The sequence below is a fragment of the Pseudomonas sp. PA-6-3C genome, assembly GCF_021605825.1.
Lineage (GTDB): Bacteria > Pseudomonadota > Gammaproteobacteria > Pseudomonadales > Pseudomonadaceae > Aquipseudomonas > Aquipseudomonas edaphica.
This window is the reverse complement of the sequence record NZ_WKDV01000025.1, coordinates 19,145-34,365: the sequence shown is the minus strand read 5'-3', so window position 1 is coordinate 34,365 and position 15,221 is coordinate 19,145. Positions and strand designations below refer to the sequence as shown.

Sequence of the window (15,221 nt, the reverse complement as noted above, 5' to 3'; positions counted from 1 at the left end):
CATTCAAGGGTGGGAGCTGGCTTGCCTGCGATAGCGATCTAACCGTCAGCGCTTCTCTTGCTTGTTGGGCAACGGCGCAAACAACGCCTCGATATCCTCATTACCCAACTGCCAATCCCCGGTCGTGCGCCCATCCAGCACGCCTGCTGCCAGGTCAGACTTTTCCTTCTGCAGGTGCTGGATCTTCTCCTCCACCGTGCCCCGCGCGATCATTTTATAGACGAACACCGGCTTCTCCTGGCCGATGCGGTACGCACGGTCGGTCGCCTGGTTTTCCGTCGCCGGGTTCCACCACGGGTCATAGTGGATCACCGTATCCGCCTCGGTCAGGTTCAAACCGACGCCGCCGGCCTTCAGGCTGATCAGAAAAATCTGCAGCTTGCCGCTCTGGAAATCCTTCACCGGCGTGCGCCGGTCGCGGGTCTGGCCGGTGAGTAATGCGTAGGGCACGCCGCGTTTTTTCAGCTCGGCTTCGATCAGGCTCAGCATCGAGGTGAACTGCGAGAACAACAATATCCGGCGCCCTTCGGCAAACAGCTCTTCGAGCATCTCCAGCAGGCTGTCGAGTTTGCCCGAGCTGCTGCCACGGGCGGGCAGGGTGGCATCGTTGACCAGGCGCAGGTCGCAGCACACCTGGCGCAACTTGAGCAGTGCTTCAAGAATGATGATCTGGCTGCGCGCCACGCCTTTACGGGTGATTTCGTCGCGCACCTTTTTGTCCATGGCCAGGCGCATGGTTTCGTACACGTCGCGCTGGGCCTCGTTGAGGTCGACCCAGTGGATGATCTCGGTCTTGGGCGGCAGCTCGGTGGCCACCTGCTCTTTGGTGCGGCGCAGCAGGAAGGGTTTGATCCGACCGTTGAGGTGCTGCAAGCGCACCTCACTGGCGCGCTTTTCGATGGGCACGCGGTAATCGCGGTTGAAGCTTTTGACGTCTCCCAGCCAGCCCGGCAGCAGGAAGTGGAACAGCGACCACAGCTCGCCCAGGTGGTTTTCCAGCGGCGTGCCGCTCAGGCACAGGCGCTGGCGAGCAGTGAGCTCGCGCGCGGCCTGGGCAGCCTTGCTGTTGGGGTTCTTGATGTATTGGGCTTCATCGAGGATCAGCACATGCAAGGGCAGGGCGGCGAGCGTGTCGATGTCCTTGGGCAGCAGCGCGTAGGTGGTCAGCAGCAGGTCATAGTCCTGCAAATGGGGGAAATGTTTCTTACGGCCAGCGCCGTATAGCGCCTGCACCCGCAGTTGCGGTGTGAAGTGCGCCGCCTCATCCAGCCAGTTGGGAATCAGGCTGGTGGGCATCACCACCATGCACGGTCGGTCGAGGCGTCCGGCGGCCTTTTCGCTGAGAATATGCGCCAGGGTCTGCAGGGTTTTGCCCAGGCCCATGTCATCGGCAAGGATCCCGCCGACATCGAGCTGACGCAGCGACTGCATCCAGCTCAAGCCTTCCAGCTGATACGGGCGCAAGGTCGCGTTCAAGCCCTCGGGCGCCACGCAGGTGAAGTCCTTGATGTCGCGCAGGCGCTGGGCGAAATTGCGGATCTTCTCACCGCCTTCCCATTGCAGCGGTAGGTCTTCCAGCGGGTTCAGGCGTATGGCATCGGCTTTGGCCAGGCGCAAGCTGGTGGTGCCGGTTTCCTGTAGGTAAAACTCGCCAAGGGTTGCCAGCACCGGCTTGAGCCTGCCGTACGGCAACGCCACTTGCAGCGGGCCGTGGCCGTTGGGCAGGCCGGGAATATTCACCAGGATCAGCTCGTCGTCACGGCGCCGGGCAAGTTTTTCCGGGTTGAGGATTTCGGTATGCGAACGCATCAAGTTGAGCAAAATCGGCAACAGGCTCAGGCGCTCGCCATTGACGATAATCCCCAGCTCCAGGTCGAACCAGTCGCGTTCCGGGCCTTCGTCGACGGTGGCGTACCAGTCATCGACGGTGCTCAAGTCGAAACCGAAATCCTCATCGATCTGCAACTCCCAACCCTCGGCGCGCAAGGTCGGCGAGGCGTTGAGGGTGAAGTTCAACCAGGCGCTGTCATTGACCATTTCGAACAATTCACCGGCACTCTCCGGCAAGGCCTTGCTCTGGCGTGTAGCGATCTTGAAGCCCAGCAGGCGCAGTTGTTCGCGATAGGGTTGCTCCAGTTCCGGATGGCGCTTGATGCGCAGGCTCTGGGTTTCCTGGCGCACGATGATGTCGGCGTTTTTTTGCCCGCTGACATAGTTGCCCAGGTAATTGAACGACAGCGCCGCACGGTGCTGGATATAGCGCTGCATCTTGCCATTACGCGGTTCAAACGCGCTGAACTCCACGCTGGCCAGCCACAGGCGCGGCACTGGCCGCACATCTTCCATCACCACCTGTGGCAGCACCACGCGGTTATCCAGCACGGCCTGGAGTTTTTCCAACAGCTCGGCATCTTGCGCGGCGGCCGGGTAAGCCAGGGTTTCCTGGACCTTGAGCAGCACTGCCGCGATGTGTTTGCAGTTGGTGTGTACCGGGCAGGTGCAGCGGCTGTCCACCAGGATCAGCGTGCCCTTGGCCGATTCGCGCAGCGAGATGGTTTGTCGGTATACATTGCCGCCAGAGCCTTCGCAGCTGGCGATGATGGTGCTGTCGCCGGACTCGACGATGCGCACGCGGTTTTCCAGGGCGTAGCGCCGCCCGCGCTCAAGGCTTTGCTCTTTAAAGCGATTGGCCCACGAAGGGGCCAGGGGTTTGGTCAACGACGACGTCAGGGGCATGGCGCTGGATCAGTCCTGAATGTCGGGCGGTGGCGCACTGGGTGGTTTGGCGGTCAGCGAAGTGATCTTGATCAGCAGCGCCAAGTGGCCGCCATCCAGGTAATTGAGTTGGTTGTTCTTGGTGCGCACGTCTTGCTGGCTCAAGTGTTCGCTGGCAATCACGCTGCCATTGGCGTCGAACTGGTTGATCCAGAAATCCGCGTCGATATCGGTAAAGCGCCCCAGTTGCAGGTTCAGCGTGCCTTCGATGGGGAACTGGCCGAACTGCTCCTGGCCGTCGGTAATGGCCAGCTTCACGGGTTGCTCGCCAAGGTTCTGATCCCAGGCCCGGTGCAGCAATACGGTGTAACTATTGTCCGCACTGAGCTTGTCGACGATGTTGCCCAGCCGCGGTGGGCTTAGCTTGTCGGTCGGCAACCGCGCAGCGCCGGCATCCCAGTTTTCCGGCGCGGCGCGGCTGTTGATCACCGGTTCGGCGTTCTGGCGCACCAGGATCATTTCAACCAGGTACGGGCTGTCGGCAAACGCCGAAGGTGCGACCACCACCAACACTAAGCTCAGAATGCGGAACAGGCGCATGGGGGCGTCCTTCAAGCAGATTTCGGGATGAGGCGCTCAAACAGCGCCTCCAGGGTATTGAAGCGTTCTTCGGCACGCTCCATCGGCACCATGAATTTGAACAGCGTAGCCCCTTCGAACTTGTAGCGGTTGGGTTGGCCCTGAATCAGTTTGATCAGCACCAATGGGTCCACCGGCGTTTGCGCCTCGAACTCGATGCGCCCACCCTGCGGCCCGGCGTCGACTTTCTTGATGCCGAGCTGTTCGGCCTGCAATTTCAGCAGCGTCAGGCGCACCAGGTTCTTGGTTGGCTCGGGCAGCAGGCCGAAGCGGTCGATCATCTCGACTTGCAAGTCCTTGAGGCCTTCTTCGTCGGTGGCCGAGGCGATGCGCTTGTACAGAATCAGCCGCGCGTGCACGTCGGGCAGGTAGTCCTCGGGAATCAGCGCCGGCAAACGCAGGTTGATTTCCGGGCCGCCGCCCAAGGGTTGGTCGAGGTTCGGTTGTTCGCCCTTGCGGATGGCTTTCACTGCGCGCTCGAGCATCTCCATATACAAGGTGAAACCCACGGCCTGGATCTGTCCGCTCTGGCCGTCGCCGAGCAGTTCGCCGGCGCCACGGATTTCCAGGTCGTTGGTGGCCAGTACAAAACCGGCACCGAGGTCCTGGGTATTGGCGATCGCTTCCAGGCGCTTTTCGGCATCGGAGGTGATCTGTTGGCGCGGCGGAGTCAGCAGGTAGGCATAGGCCTGGTGGTGACTACGGCCCACACGGCCACGCAACTGGTGCAATTGCGCCAGGCCAAACTTGTCGGCGCGCTCGATGATGATGGTGTTGGCGCTTGGCACGTCGATGCCGGTCTCGATGATGGTCGAGGCAATCAGCACATTGAAGCGCTTGTGATAGAAGTCGCTCATGACTTGTTCGAGTTCGCGCTCGCGCATCTGCCCGTGGCCGATGGCAATACGGGCTTCCGGCACCAGTTCGGCGAGGTCGGCGGCGCATTTCTCGATGGTCTTCACGTCGTTGTGCAGGTAATACACCTGGCCGCCACGCAGCAATTCGCGCAGCAGTGCTTCCTTGACCGTGCTTTTGTTCTGCTCCATCACAAAGGTGCGCACCGACAACCGGCGCGCCGGCGGCGTGGCAATGATCGACAAGTCGCGCATGCCCGACACGGCCATGTTCAGCGTGCGTGGGATCGGCGTCGCAGTGAGCGTAAGAATGTCGACTTCGCTGCGCAGGGCCTTGAGCTGTTCTTTTTGACGCACACCAAAGCGGTGCTCTTCGTCGATGATCACCAGGCCCAGGTTCTTGATCTTCACATCGTCCGACAGCAGCTTGTGCGTGCCGATCACGATATCGATCTTGCCCTCGGCCAGGTCAGCGACGGCGGCGTTGACTTCCTTGGCGGATTTGAACCGGCTCATCACTTCCACGGTCACCGGCCAGTCGGCAAAGCGATCACGGAAGCTGTTGTAGTGCTGTTGGGCGAGCAGGGTGGTCGGCACCAGAATCGCTACTTGCTTGCCACCGTGCACGGCAATAAACGCCGCGCGCATGGCCACTTCGGTTTTGCCGAAGCCCACGTCGCCGCACACCAGGCGGTCCATCGGCTTGGGCGCCAGCATATCGGCGCGCACCGCTTCGATGGTGGTTTGCTGGTCGGGGGTTTCTTCGAAGGCGAAACCGGCGCTGAAGGTGGCGTAGTCGGCTTTCGGGTCGGCAAACGCATAGCCTTCGCGCGCGGCACGGCGGGCATAAATGTCGAGCAACTCGGCCGCTACGTCGCGCACCTGTTCGGCGGCCTTGCGCTTGGCTTTCTGCCAGGTCTCGGAGCCCAGGCGATGCAACGGCGCCAGCGCGTCGTCGCTGCCGGTATAGCGGGCGATCAGGTGCAGGCTGGCCACCGGCACATAGAGCTTGGCGCCTTCGGCGTATTCCATGGTGAGGAATTCGGCGGCCTGGTTGTCGATCTCCAGGGTCTGCAGGCCCAGGTAACGGCCCACGCCGTGGTCGATATGCACCACCGGCGCGCCTTCGCGCAGCTCGGTGAGGTTCTTGATCACCGCGTCGTTGTTGGCGTCGGCGCGTTTTTCACGGCGCCGGCGCTGCATCACTCGCTGACCGAACAGCGGGCTCTCGGCGATGAGTGCCAGCGCCGGGTCGTCCAGCAACAAGCCTTCGTCCAGCGGCGCAATGGTGATCGCCAGGCGCTCTTTGCCGGCGACGAAATCCGGCCAGCTGTCGACGGTTTTCGGGCGCAGCTTCAGGCGTTCCAGCAATTCCAGCAGCACTTCGCGACGGCCGGCGGATTCGGCGGTAAACAGCACGCGGCCAGGGAAGTCGCCAAGGAAATTCGACAGCGCTTCCAGTGGCTGGGTGGCTTTGGCCTGGATCGCCAAGTCCGGCAACGTGCTCGCCGGGAAACGCTCGCGACCACTGCCGGTGTCCACGTCCTGCTGGCTGGCGACCACGCGCGGCCAGTTTTTCAGGCGGGCGAAGCAGTCTTCCACCGGCAGGAACAGCTCGGCGGGCGGCAATAAAGGTCGCGACGGGTCGACGCGGCGCTCTTCGTAGCGGTTGCGCACGTCGTTCCAGAAGTTTTCCGCCGCCTGCTCGATGCCCGGCAGCGAGAACACTTGGGTGTCTGCGGGCAGGTAATCGAACAGGGTGGAGGTTTCGTCGAAGAACAGCGGCAGGTAGTACTCGATACCGGCCGGTGTAATCCCGCTGCTTAAATCCTGAAAGATCGGGCAGCGGCGGAAGTCGACGTCGAAGCGTTCGCGAAAGCGCGCCTTGAAGCGCGTGACCGCGTCTTTTTGCAGCGGGAATTCGCGCGCCGGCAGCAGCTTGATCGACTCTACTTTGTCGATGGAGCGCTGGTTGTCCGGGTCGAAGGTGCGCAACGTCTCGATTTCGTCATCGAACAGGTCGATGCGGTACGGCAGTTTGCTGCCCATCGGGAACAGGTCGATCAACGCACCACGCACCGCGAATTCGCCGTGTTCGTACACCGTGTCGACGCAGCGGTAGCCGCTGGCTTCCAGGCGCGTGCGCATCTGCTCTACATCGAGTTTCTGGCCGACATCCAGCACCAGGCTGCTGCCGAGCAGGAACTTGGTCGGCGCCAGGCGGTGCAGGGCGGTGGTGATCGGCACCACCAGCACGCCGTGCGCCAGTTCCGGCAGGCGGTACAGGCTGGCGATGCGCTGGGAAATGATGTCCTGGTGCGGCGAGAACAGGTCGTAGGGCAGGGTTTCCCAGTCGGGGAAATGCAGCACCGGCAAATCGGGGGCGAAGAAGCTCAGCTCCTGCTCCAGCCGCTCGGCGCTTTGGCTGTCGGCGGTGAGTAGCAGGGTAAAGCGCTTGGCTGCGCTGGCAGCCTCGGCAATGGCCAGGCTCAGGGCGGCACCGGGCAGGTTGCCCCAGTGCTGTTTACCTGCCGCGGCAGGGAGAAGCGGTAGACGCAGAACGGGCACGGAAGGTTGAGCTCCAAGCGTTGCGACAAAGTCGGTAATTGTAGCGGCCCAAGGTGCCGCCTGTCAGTTGCTGACTGAACCTATTACGGTTTGCAGGAAATGTAGTGGCTAAGACAAACAATGGCGGGTTTTGACTCAATATGTAGTGCCATTTTGTGCAGATGTTTCGGAGGGTTACGGACAAGTCGGCGTTGGCGCTCAACCAGCGGCCTTCTGGAAGCCGCGTATTTACTGGGCTGCAGCGGTGTGTGATTTTTTCGCAAGCACTTTTTGTTGCCTGACGCGCATTGCTCCGAGGCCGGTCGGGCGGCATAATGTAGCCCCTTTTTTCTGCCCCTACATGTGGAAGGTTCCCGTGACTCAGAAGCCCGACCAGTGTCTTGGTGAATGGATCGACCGTGAAGCACTCGCTGAAGCGATGATTCCGCTTATCGGTCAGCTGTACCGCAATAACAATGTGGTGAGCTCGATCTATGGCCGCAGCCTGATCAACCAGTCAGTCATCGCGATTCTCAAAGCCCATCGCTTTGCTCGCCATCGTTCTGCCGACGACAGCGAACTCTCCGTCCACGAAACATTCCCTCTGCTTAAAGCCATGAGCGAGCTCAAGCTCGGCGCGGCTTCGGTAGACCTGGGCAAGTTGGCTTACAAGTTCCGCAAAGAAGGTGCCGGCCGCAGCGCCGAGCAGTTCGTGCGTGAAGAAATGGCCGATGTGGTTGGCCAGCAAAACGCTGCAGCCCGCAAAGGCACCGACGTGGTGTTGTACGGCTTCGGTCGTATCGGCCGCCTGCTGGCGCGCATCCTGATCGAAAAAACCGGTGGCGGCGACGGCTTGCGCCTGCGTGCCATCGTGGTGCGTAAAGGCGCCGAGAACGACCTGACCAAGCGTGCCAGCCTGCTGCGCCGCGACTCGGTACATGGCCCGTTCAACGGCACCATCGTCATCGACGAAGAAAACAACACCATCACCGCCAACGGTAACCTGATCCAGGTGATCTACGCGAAGAACCCGGCCGAGGTGGATTACACCCAATACGGCATCAAGGACGCACTGCTGGTGGACAACACCGGTGTATGGCGTGATGCCGAAGGCCTGGGCCAGCACCTGGCCTGCCCAGGTATCGACCGCGTTGTGCTGACTGCGCCTGGCAAGGGCAAGCTCAAGAACATCGTGCACGGTATCAACCACGGCGAAATCACCGCTGACGACAAGATCGTGTCCGCCGCTTCCTGCACCACCAACGCCATCGTGCCGGTGCTGAAGGCTGTGAACGACAAGTTCGGCATTGTTAACGGTCACGTTGAAACGGTTCACTCGTACACCAACGACCAGAACCTGATCGACAACTTCCACAAAGGCGATCGCCGTGGCCGTAGCGCCGCGTTGAACATGGTGATCACCGAGACCGGTGCTGCCACCGCTGCTGCCAAGGCCCTGCCTGAGCTGGCCGGCAAGCTGACCGGTAACGCGATCCGCGTACCGACGCCGAACGTGTCGATGGCCATTCTCAACCTGAACCTTGAGAAAGCCGCCACCCGCGAAGAGATGAACGAGTACCTGCGCTACATGGCGCTGCACTCCGACCTGCATAAGCAGATCGACTTCGTTAACTCGCAGGAAGTGGTGTCCACCGACTTCGTGGGCTCGCGCCACGCCGGTGTGGTCGACGCTGAAGCGACCATTACCCAGGACAACCGCGTTGTTCTGTACGTGTGGTACGACAACGAGTTCGGCTACAGCTGCCAGGTGGTTCGTGTGATGGAAGACATGGCCGGGGTTAACCCGCCAGCATTCCCGCGCTAAGCCTTTGCGGTAAATGAAAAAGCCCCGACTGGTTCGGGGCTTTTTTGTGGCTGTTGGTTTTGTGGTGAATATCAGGGCCTCATCGCAGGCAAGCCAGCTCCCACATTTCGACTTGTGAACACAGTCAAATGTGGGAGCTGGCTTGCCTGCGATAGCGGTCTATCAGGCGCCGCCAACCACCGAAGCCTGCGCCGTCCGCAATTCATGCCGATTGCCTTTAAACAGCACCAACGTCGCAATCAGCCCCAACACCGCCGCACCACTGAGCCAAATCCCTGGCGCCGCCTTGTTATCCAGCACATGGATCAGGTAAGTACAGGCCGCCGGCGTAAACCCACCAAAGGTCGCCGTTGCCAGGCTATAAGCCAGCGAGAATCCAGTGGTGCGCACTTCAATCGGCATGATCTCGGTAAGCGCCACCACCATCGCCCCGTTGTACGAGCCATACAGGAACGACAACCACAACAGCACGATCAGCAGATGGCTGAAACTCGGATTCGCCACCAGCCACGACAGCGCCGGATACGCTGTGAGAATTGCCAGAATCGTCGCACCCAGCAGCAAGGGTTTGCGCCCGATCTTGTCGGACACCGCGCCCATCACCGGCAGCCAGATAAAGTTGGAGATGCCCACGCACACCGTCACCAGCAATGCGTCGAAGTCAGACAGGTGCAGTTCGGCCTTGCCGAAGGTCGGGGTGTAAGCGGTAATGAGGTAGAACGACACGGTGGTCATCACCACCAGCGCCATGCCGGCGATGACGATGCCAAAGTTCTGGCCGATCGAACGCACGATTTCCTGCAGGGTAGGGCGGTGTTTACGTGCCTGGAACTCTGGGGTTTCCTCCAGCGAACGGCGAATCACGAAGATCACCGGCACGATCAGGCAGCCGATCAGGAACGGCACGCGCCAGCCCCAGTCGCCCATCTCTTCCGGGCTGAGCCAGTGGTTGAGGCCCACGCCGAGCAAACCGGCGAACACCACCGCAGCCTGCTGGCTGGCGGACTGCCAACTGACGAAAAAGCCCTTGCGGCCCGGTGTGGCGATTTCTGCCAGGTACACCGACACACCGCCCAGCTCGACGCCGGCAGAGAAACCCTGAAGCAGTCGACCGAACAGCACGATCAGCGGCGCGGCCACACCCAATGTGGCGTAGCCGGGCACGCAGGCAATCAGGATGGTGCCGGCGGCCATCAAGGCCAGCGTGATGACCAGGCCCTTTTTGCGGCCGTGGCGGTCGATATAGGCGCCGAGGAAGATTGCGCCCAGTGGCCGCATCAGGAAACCGGCGCCGAAGGTCGCAAGCGATAGCATCAACGAGGCAAACGCGCTGTCGCTGGGAAAGAAGGTCTTGGCAATGGCCGTGGCGTAGAAGCCGTAGACCATGAAGTCGAACATCTCGAGGAAGTTGCCGCTGACAACGCGAAAAATCGCTTTGCCTTTGCCCGTGGTAGTGGACATGTCATGCACTCATGTTGGCTGTCTTATTAGTGATCCCTGGTCATCATTCGTCCTTGCTGCAGTTTTGTAACCATATGTGTATTGGCCATTACCGGCAATAAAAATTGATAGCAAGCATGACTAAATGCGCAGTTGTCGAGGGCGATGAAAATCAAATGTGGGAGCTGGCTTGCCTGCGATAGCGGTGTGTCAGTCCGCAAATGAATGGCTGACCCACCGCTATCGCAGGCAAGACAGCTCCCACAGGGTTCTTTGGTGTTTTTGGGGGCGGTGATTAGTTCAGGAGGGCGTTGCGCAGGCTGTCCGACAGGCCTTTCGGCGCGAGCCAGATACCGAGGTAGGCTTTCGCCAATTCATCATCGCGACTGCTGAACACCACTTGCTCATTGATCTCCAGGCTCAGCCCACGCCCAGGACGAAAATCCAGGGCGTAACGGTCACCGCTGCGAATGTTGCGGAAACTGGCGTGCAGTTGGTCCAGCTCGGGCTTCAGGCGGGCGAGGGTTGCAGCGGATTGCTGACGTTCAAGGGTAGCCGTAGCGGCCTTGATCACATCATTGCGGTCGATGTCGCGAAAGTAATACAGCGCCAGGCGCACAGCCTTTTGCTGGTCCCAGGCCTGTTTGGCGCTGATATCAGCTGGAGCGTACAGCGCGGCCGCATACACATCCGCCCAGAGATACACCAGCACCGCCTGGTTTTTCAGCGCCAGCTCATGCGTTTGCGCAGCAAAACCGGCTTGCTTAAGCCGACTCGCTTCACTGGCGTGCGCTGTCAGCGAAAAAATCATCATTAAACAGAAAACCACATGCCGCATAATGGCCCCGCCTGCGAAGGTGCGTGTCAGCAGTGTAATGCCAGTTTGCAGTTCCTGTAGTAAAGGCAAGACTGGCCTACGACGCGACCAAGGGTTAATGTGCGCGGCGTTGAGCCTTATATAGACTGTGCCCCGGCTCACACACTTGAGCCAAAAATTTCCTTCATGCCCGCTGGCCGCGGCATGATTTAGCCAGGCGTCCAACCGTACGCCTGGCCTGTTCTGAGGAGTACGCATGGCTGTCTACAACTACGACGTGGTGGTACTGGGTTCCGGCCCGGCTGGAGAAGGTGCGGCAATGAACGCCGCCAAAGCGGGGCGCAAGGTGGCGATGGTCGATAGCCGTCGCCAGGTCGGCGGTAACTGCACCCACCTGGGTACCATCCCGTCCAAGGCCTTGCGTCACTCGGTGCGCCAGATCATGCAGTTCAACACCAACCCGATGTTCCGGGCCATTGGTGAGCCGCGCTGGTTCTCGTTCCCGGACGTATTGAAAAGCGCCGAGAAAGTCATCTCCAAGCAAGTTGCGTCTCGCACGGGTTACTACGCCCGTAACCGCGTCGACCTGTTTTTTGGCACCGGCAGTTTCGCCGACGAGCAAACCGTCGAAGTGGTCTGCGCCAATGGCGTGGTCGAGAAGCTGGTGGCCAAGCACATCATCATCGCCACCGGTTCGCGCCCGTATCGCCCAGCCGATATCGATTTCCACCACCCGCGTATCTACGATAGCGACACCATCCTGAGCCTGGGCCACACCCCGCGCAAACTGATCATCTATGGCGCCGGCGTTATCGGCTGTGAATACGCCTCGATCTTCAGTGGCCTGGGTGTGTTGGTGGAGCTGGTCGACAACCGTGACCAGTTGCTGAGCTTCCTCGACTCGGAAATCTCCCAGGCGTTGAGCTACCACTTCAGCAACAACAACATCACCGTGCGCCACAACGAAGAGTACGAGCGGGTCGAAGGCCTGGATAACGGGGTGATTTTGCACCTCAAGTCCGGCAAGAAGATCAAGGCCGACGCCTTGCTGTGGTGCAACGGCCGTACCGGCAACACCGACAAGCTGGGCATGGAAAACATCGGGGTCAAGGTCAACAGCCGTGGCCAGATCGAAGTGGATGAGAACTACCGCACTTGCGTACCGAACATCTACGGTGCCGGTGACGTGATCGGCTGGCCGAGCCTGGCCAGTGCTGCGCATGACCAGGGCCGTTCGGCCGCTGGCAGCATCGTCGACAATGGCAGCTGGCGTTATGTGAACGACGTGCCGACCGGGATCTACACGATTCCCGAGATCAGCTCGATCGGCAAGAACGAACACGAACTGACCAAGGCCAAGGTGCCTTATGAAGTCGGCAAGGCGTTCTTCAAGAGCATGGCGCGTGCGCAGATCGCCGGTGAGCCGCAAGGCATGCTGAAGATCCTGTTCCACCGTGAAACCCTTGAGGTTCTCGGCGTGCATTGCTTCGGCTACCAGGCCTCCGAGATCGTGCACATCGGCCAGGCGATCATGAGCCAACCGGGTGAGCAAAATACCCTCAAGTATTTTGTAAACACCACGTTCAACTACCCGACCATGGCCGAAGCCTATCGGGTAGCGGCCTACGACGGCCTCAACCGGCTTTTTTGAGCGGCTCCGGCCGGTGGCCTGAGCCGGCCGGGGAGACCGATTTCAGTAATTCTCGAGGGTGGCAGTGGCCAAACCGGGAAAGTCTGTAATCAGGCTATCTACGCCGAAGTCGGCGAGCCTGCGCATCAGCGCAGGTTCGTTGACCGTCCACACGGACACGTGCAAACCCTGACGCTGGGCTTTTTCCAGGCGCTCGGGGGTGCACAACGTCCAGTTCAACGCCAAGTACTCACAGCCGTAGTTCTGCGCGACCTTCAACGGGTCGAGCCAGGCGTATTCGGCCACCAGGCCGCGTGACAGGTCCGGGGTGAGCTCAACCGCCGCTTTTAATACTTCCCGAGAACTTGAGGTCACGGTGACCTTGTCCATCAGGCCATGCCGCACGGCCATCTCGCGGATCGCCAGCACAGTGGTCGCGGCGCGGGTGCGCGAGGCACTTTTGACTTCCAGCTGCCAGTGATCGAAGTCGCACTGTTCGAACAGTTCTTCCAGGCGCGGAATCGGGCACGGTTTGACCCAGCCTGGGCCACCTTTGCGCGCGTCCATCTTTACCAGGTCTGCCGCCGAATACTCGACGACTTTGCCGCGCCGGTCGGCGGTGCGCTTGAGGGTCGGGTCGTGGATCACCATCAACTCGCCGTCCATGGACAGGTGCAAGTCCAGTTCGCAACGGCGTACACCGTGCTTGAGGCACTCCTGAAAGCTGGTCAGGGTGTTTTCCGGTGCTTCGCCTTTGGCACCGCGGTGGCCGTAAATCAGGGTCACAGTTGCTCCTTTGCGCCAGATAGGCTGGCGTGTTCAATACGTATTCAGAGGTCGTCGCTTTGTTCCCGCGCCAGACGGCGTTCCTGTGCCTGTTTCTGCAGGATATAGCGCGCCAGCAACTGGCGTTGGGCGTCGGTCATGGATTCGAACTCCGTGCCCACGTCAAAACCATCGCCTTTGGGCTCGCAATGCGTCACGCGTGCGCGCAACAGCAGGCCGAGCGCCTGGGGCATCAGCACCAGCTTGACCGCCAGGTGCGCGCCGGGCGCCAGCGGCGTGGGGTGCTGGAAGTCGATGCCGCCTTCGGAGATGATCACCGGCTGCGGTGCGCCGACTTCGTCCAGCAGGCCGCGGGCCATGATCTGGCTGAGCAGGTCCACGCGTTTGTTCTGGACTTTGAGAAAGGCCGCCAGGCTGCGGTCCTTCTCGCTGATCTGGCGCAGCAGGTGCTGGGCTTCGAATTCGCTGAGGTGCAGTTCGCTGAGCAGATTGAACAGCGGGGAATCATCCAGCAACACTTCCTTGCTCGCCGCTTCCGGGGCAGACAGTGTGCTGATTTGAAGTGCGATCATGTCGTCGATACGGTAGTATTCGCGGCGTTCTTCTTCATCTAATGTCGACATGGCGAACCCCAGGTAACGGTAATGGTCAGAGTGTAAAGCTGCTTACCAGACCCCGCCACCGGGACGTCTTCTTTTCCTCCGAACAAGCCCCGACATGTTCAGACCTCTCTTCGTATTTATCGGCACGCGTTATACCCGTGCAAAGCGCCGCAATCATTTTGTGTCGTTCATTTCCCTGACCTCGATGATCGGGCTCGCCTTGGGCGTGGTCGTGATGATCGTGGTGCTGTCGGTGATGAACGGCTTCGATCATGAGATGCGCACCCGCGTGCTGGGCATGGTGCCCCACGCGACCATCGAGTCCGATGAACCCATCAACGACTGGCAAAGCCTGGCCTCCAAGGTCAAGCAGAACCCCAAGGTGGTGGCCGTTGCGCCGTTTACCCAGATGCAGGGGCTGCTGACCAACGACGGCAAGGTGCAGAAGATCCTGCTCAATGGCGTTGACCCGGCCCAGGAACGTAACGTGTCGATCATCGACAAGTTCATGTTGCAGGGCAAACTCGACGACTTGGCACCCGGCAGCTTCGGCATCGTGATCGGCGACAAGGCGGCGGCCAAGCTCGGCGTGGGCATCGGCGACAAGCTGACCTTCGTCGCGCCGGAAGTCACCGTGACCCCGGCCGGCATGTTCCCACGCATGAAGCGCTTTACCGTGGTCGGCACCTTCCACGTCGGCGCCGGCGAAATCGACGGCTACCTGGGCCTCACCAACCTTACCGACCTGGCCCGCCTGCATCGCTGGCAGCCGGATCAGGTGCAGGGCCTGCGCCTCAAGTTCAACGACCTGTTCGATGCACCGCGCGGCGCGTGGGAAATCGCCCAGCACTTGGGCGACTCGCAGTACTACGCCCGCGACTGGACCCGCACCCACGGCAACCTCTACCAGGCCATCCGCATGGAAAAAGCCATGATTGGCCTGCTGTTGCTGCTGATCGTCGCCGTGGCTGCGTTCAACATCATCTCCACGCTGGTGATGGTGGTGAACGACAAGAAGGGCGATATCGCCATCCTGCGTACCCTTGGCGCCACGCCGGGCCAGATCATGGCGATCTTCATGGTGCAGGGCACCGTGATCGGCGTAGTCGGCACCTTGATCGGTACCGCCGTCGGCATTCTGGCCGCGCTGAACGTCAGCGCCGCCATTGCCGCGCTGGAAAAAGTCATCGGCCACAAGTTTCTCAACGCTGACGTCTACTTCATCGACTACTTGCCGTCCCAGGTTCAGGCCCAGGACGTGTTGATGGTGGGCGGCGCCGCGTTGCTATTGAGTTTCCTTGCCACCCTGTATCCAGCCTGGCGCGCGGCACGCACCCAGCCAGCACAGGCCTTACGTTATGAGTGA

General features: G+C 60.7%; 10 protein-coding genes. 3 read left to right on the top strand and 7 right to left on the bottom strand.

The genetic code is table 11. The features are described from left to right. Positions 1–45: 45 nt before the first annotated feature. Genes GIW48_RS17445 through mfd form a run of 3 tightly spaced genes read right to left on the bottom strand, consistent with a single transcriptional unit; the run spans position 46 to position 6,776 of the window. Positions 46–2,736, bottom strand: a complete 2,691-nt coding sequence (locus GIW48_RS17445) for a DEAD/DEAH box helicase (protein WP_099548677.1) — start codon at positions 2,734–2,736, stop codon at positions 46–48. Positions 2,737–2,745: 9 nt separating this feature from the next. Continuing rightward, positions 2,746–3,315, bottom strand: coding sequence for a CsiV family protein (locus GIW48_RS17440; RefSeq protein ID WP_017137427.1), 570 nt, complete (start codon positions 3,313–3,315; stop codon positions 2,746–2,748). An 11-nt stretch (positions 3,316–3,326) separates the two neighbouring features. Continuing rightward, on the bottom strand, positions 3,327–6,776 hold the full coding sequence (gene mfd / locus GIW48_RS17435; RefSeq protein ID WP_236461961.1) for a transcription-repair coupling factor: 3,450 nt from the start codon (positions 6,774–6,776) through the stop codon (positions 3,327–3,329). 340 nt (positions 6,777–7,116) lie between these two features. Between mfd and GIW48_RS17430 the strand changes: the two genes are divergently transcribed. Further along, entirely contained in the window at positions 7,117–8,580 is a 1,464-nt protein-coding gene (locus tag GIW48_RS17430; protein ID WP_017137429.1) for a glyceraldehyde-3-phosphate dehydrogenase, read from the top strand. A 162-nt stretch (positions 8,581–8,742) separates the two neighbouring features. Here the strand turns inward: GIW48_RS17430 and GIW48_RS17425 are convergent, their stop codons facing one another. Both GIW48_RS17425 and GIW48_RS17420 read right to left on the bottom strand, forming a co-directional pair. Continuing rightward, positions 8,743–10,041, bottom strand: a complete 1,299-nt coding sequence (locus tag GIW48_RS17425) for an MFS transporter (protein ID WP_017137430.1) — start codon at positions 10,039–10,041, stop codon at positions 8,743–8,745. Between the two features lie 274 nt (positions 10,042–10,315). Then, positions 10,316–10,858 carry a chalcone isomerase family protein gene (locus tag GIW48_RS17420; protein ID WP_138454216.1) on the bottom strand — a complete coding sequence of 181 codons (543 nt, stop codon included), beginning with the start codon at positions 10,856–10,858 and terminating at the stop codon, positions 10,316–10,318. 235 nt (positions 10,859–11,093) lie between these two features. Between GIW48_RS17420 and sthA the strand changes: the two genes are divergently transcribed. Next, on the top strand, positions 11,094–12,488 hold the full coding sequence (sthA, locus tag GIW48_RS17415) for a Si-specific NAD(P)(+) transhydrogenase (RefSeq protein ID WP_017137432.1): 1,395 nt from the start codon (positions 11,094–11,096) through the stop codon (positions 12,486–12,488). Between the two features lie 42 nt (positions 12,489–12,530). On the opposite strand, the gene GIW48_RS17410 is transcribed toward sthA, so the two are convergent. Together GIW48_RS17410 and GIW48_RS17405 are read right to left on the bottom strand one after the other, a co-directional pair. Beyond that, positions 12,531–13,253 carry a glycerophosphodiester phosphodiesterase gene (locus GIW48_RS17410; RefSeq protein WP_017137433.1) on the bottom strand — a complete coding sequence of 241 codons (723 nt, stop codon included), beginning with the start codon at positions 13,251–13,253 and terminating at the stop codon, positions 12,531–12,533. Between the two features lie 44 nt (positions 13,254–13,297). After that, positions 13,298–13,876 (bottom strand): PilZ domain-containing protein, encoded by a 579-nt coding sequence (locus tag GIW48_RS17405; RefSeq protein ID WP_138453757.1) that lies wholly within the window; start codon positions 13,874–13,876, stop codon positions 13,298–13,300. A 94-nt stretch (positions 13,877–13,970) separates the two neighbouring features. Here GIW48_RS17405 and GIW48_RS17400 point away from each other — a divergent pair, with 94 nt between their 5' ends. Further along, positions 13,971–15,221, top strand: coding sequence for a lipoprotein-releasing ABC transporter permease subunit (locus tag GIW48_RS17400; protein WP_099548679.1), 1,251 nt, complete (start codon positions 13,971–13,973; stop codon positions 15,219–15,221).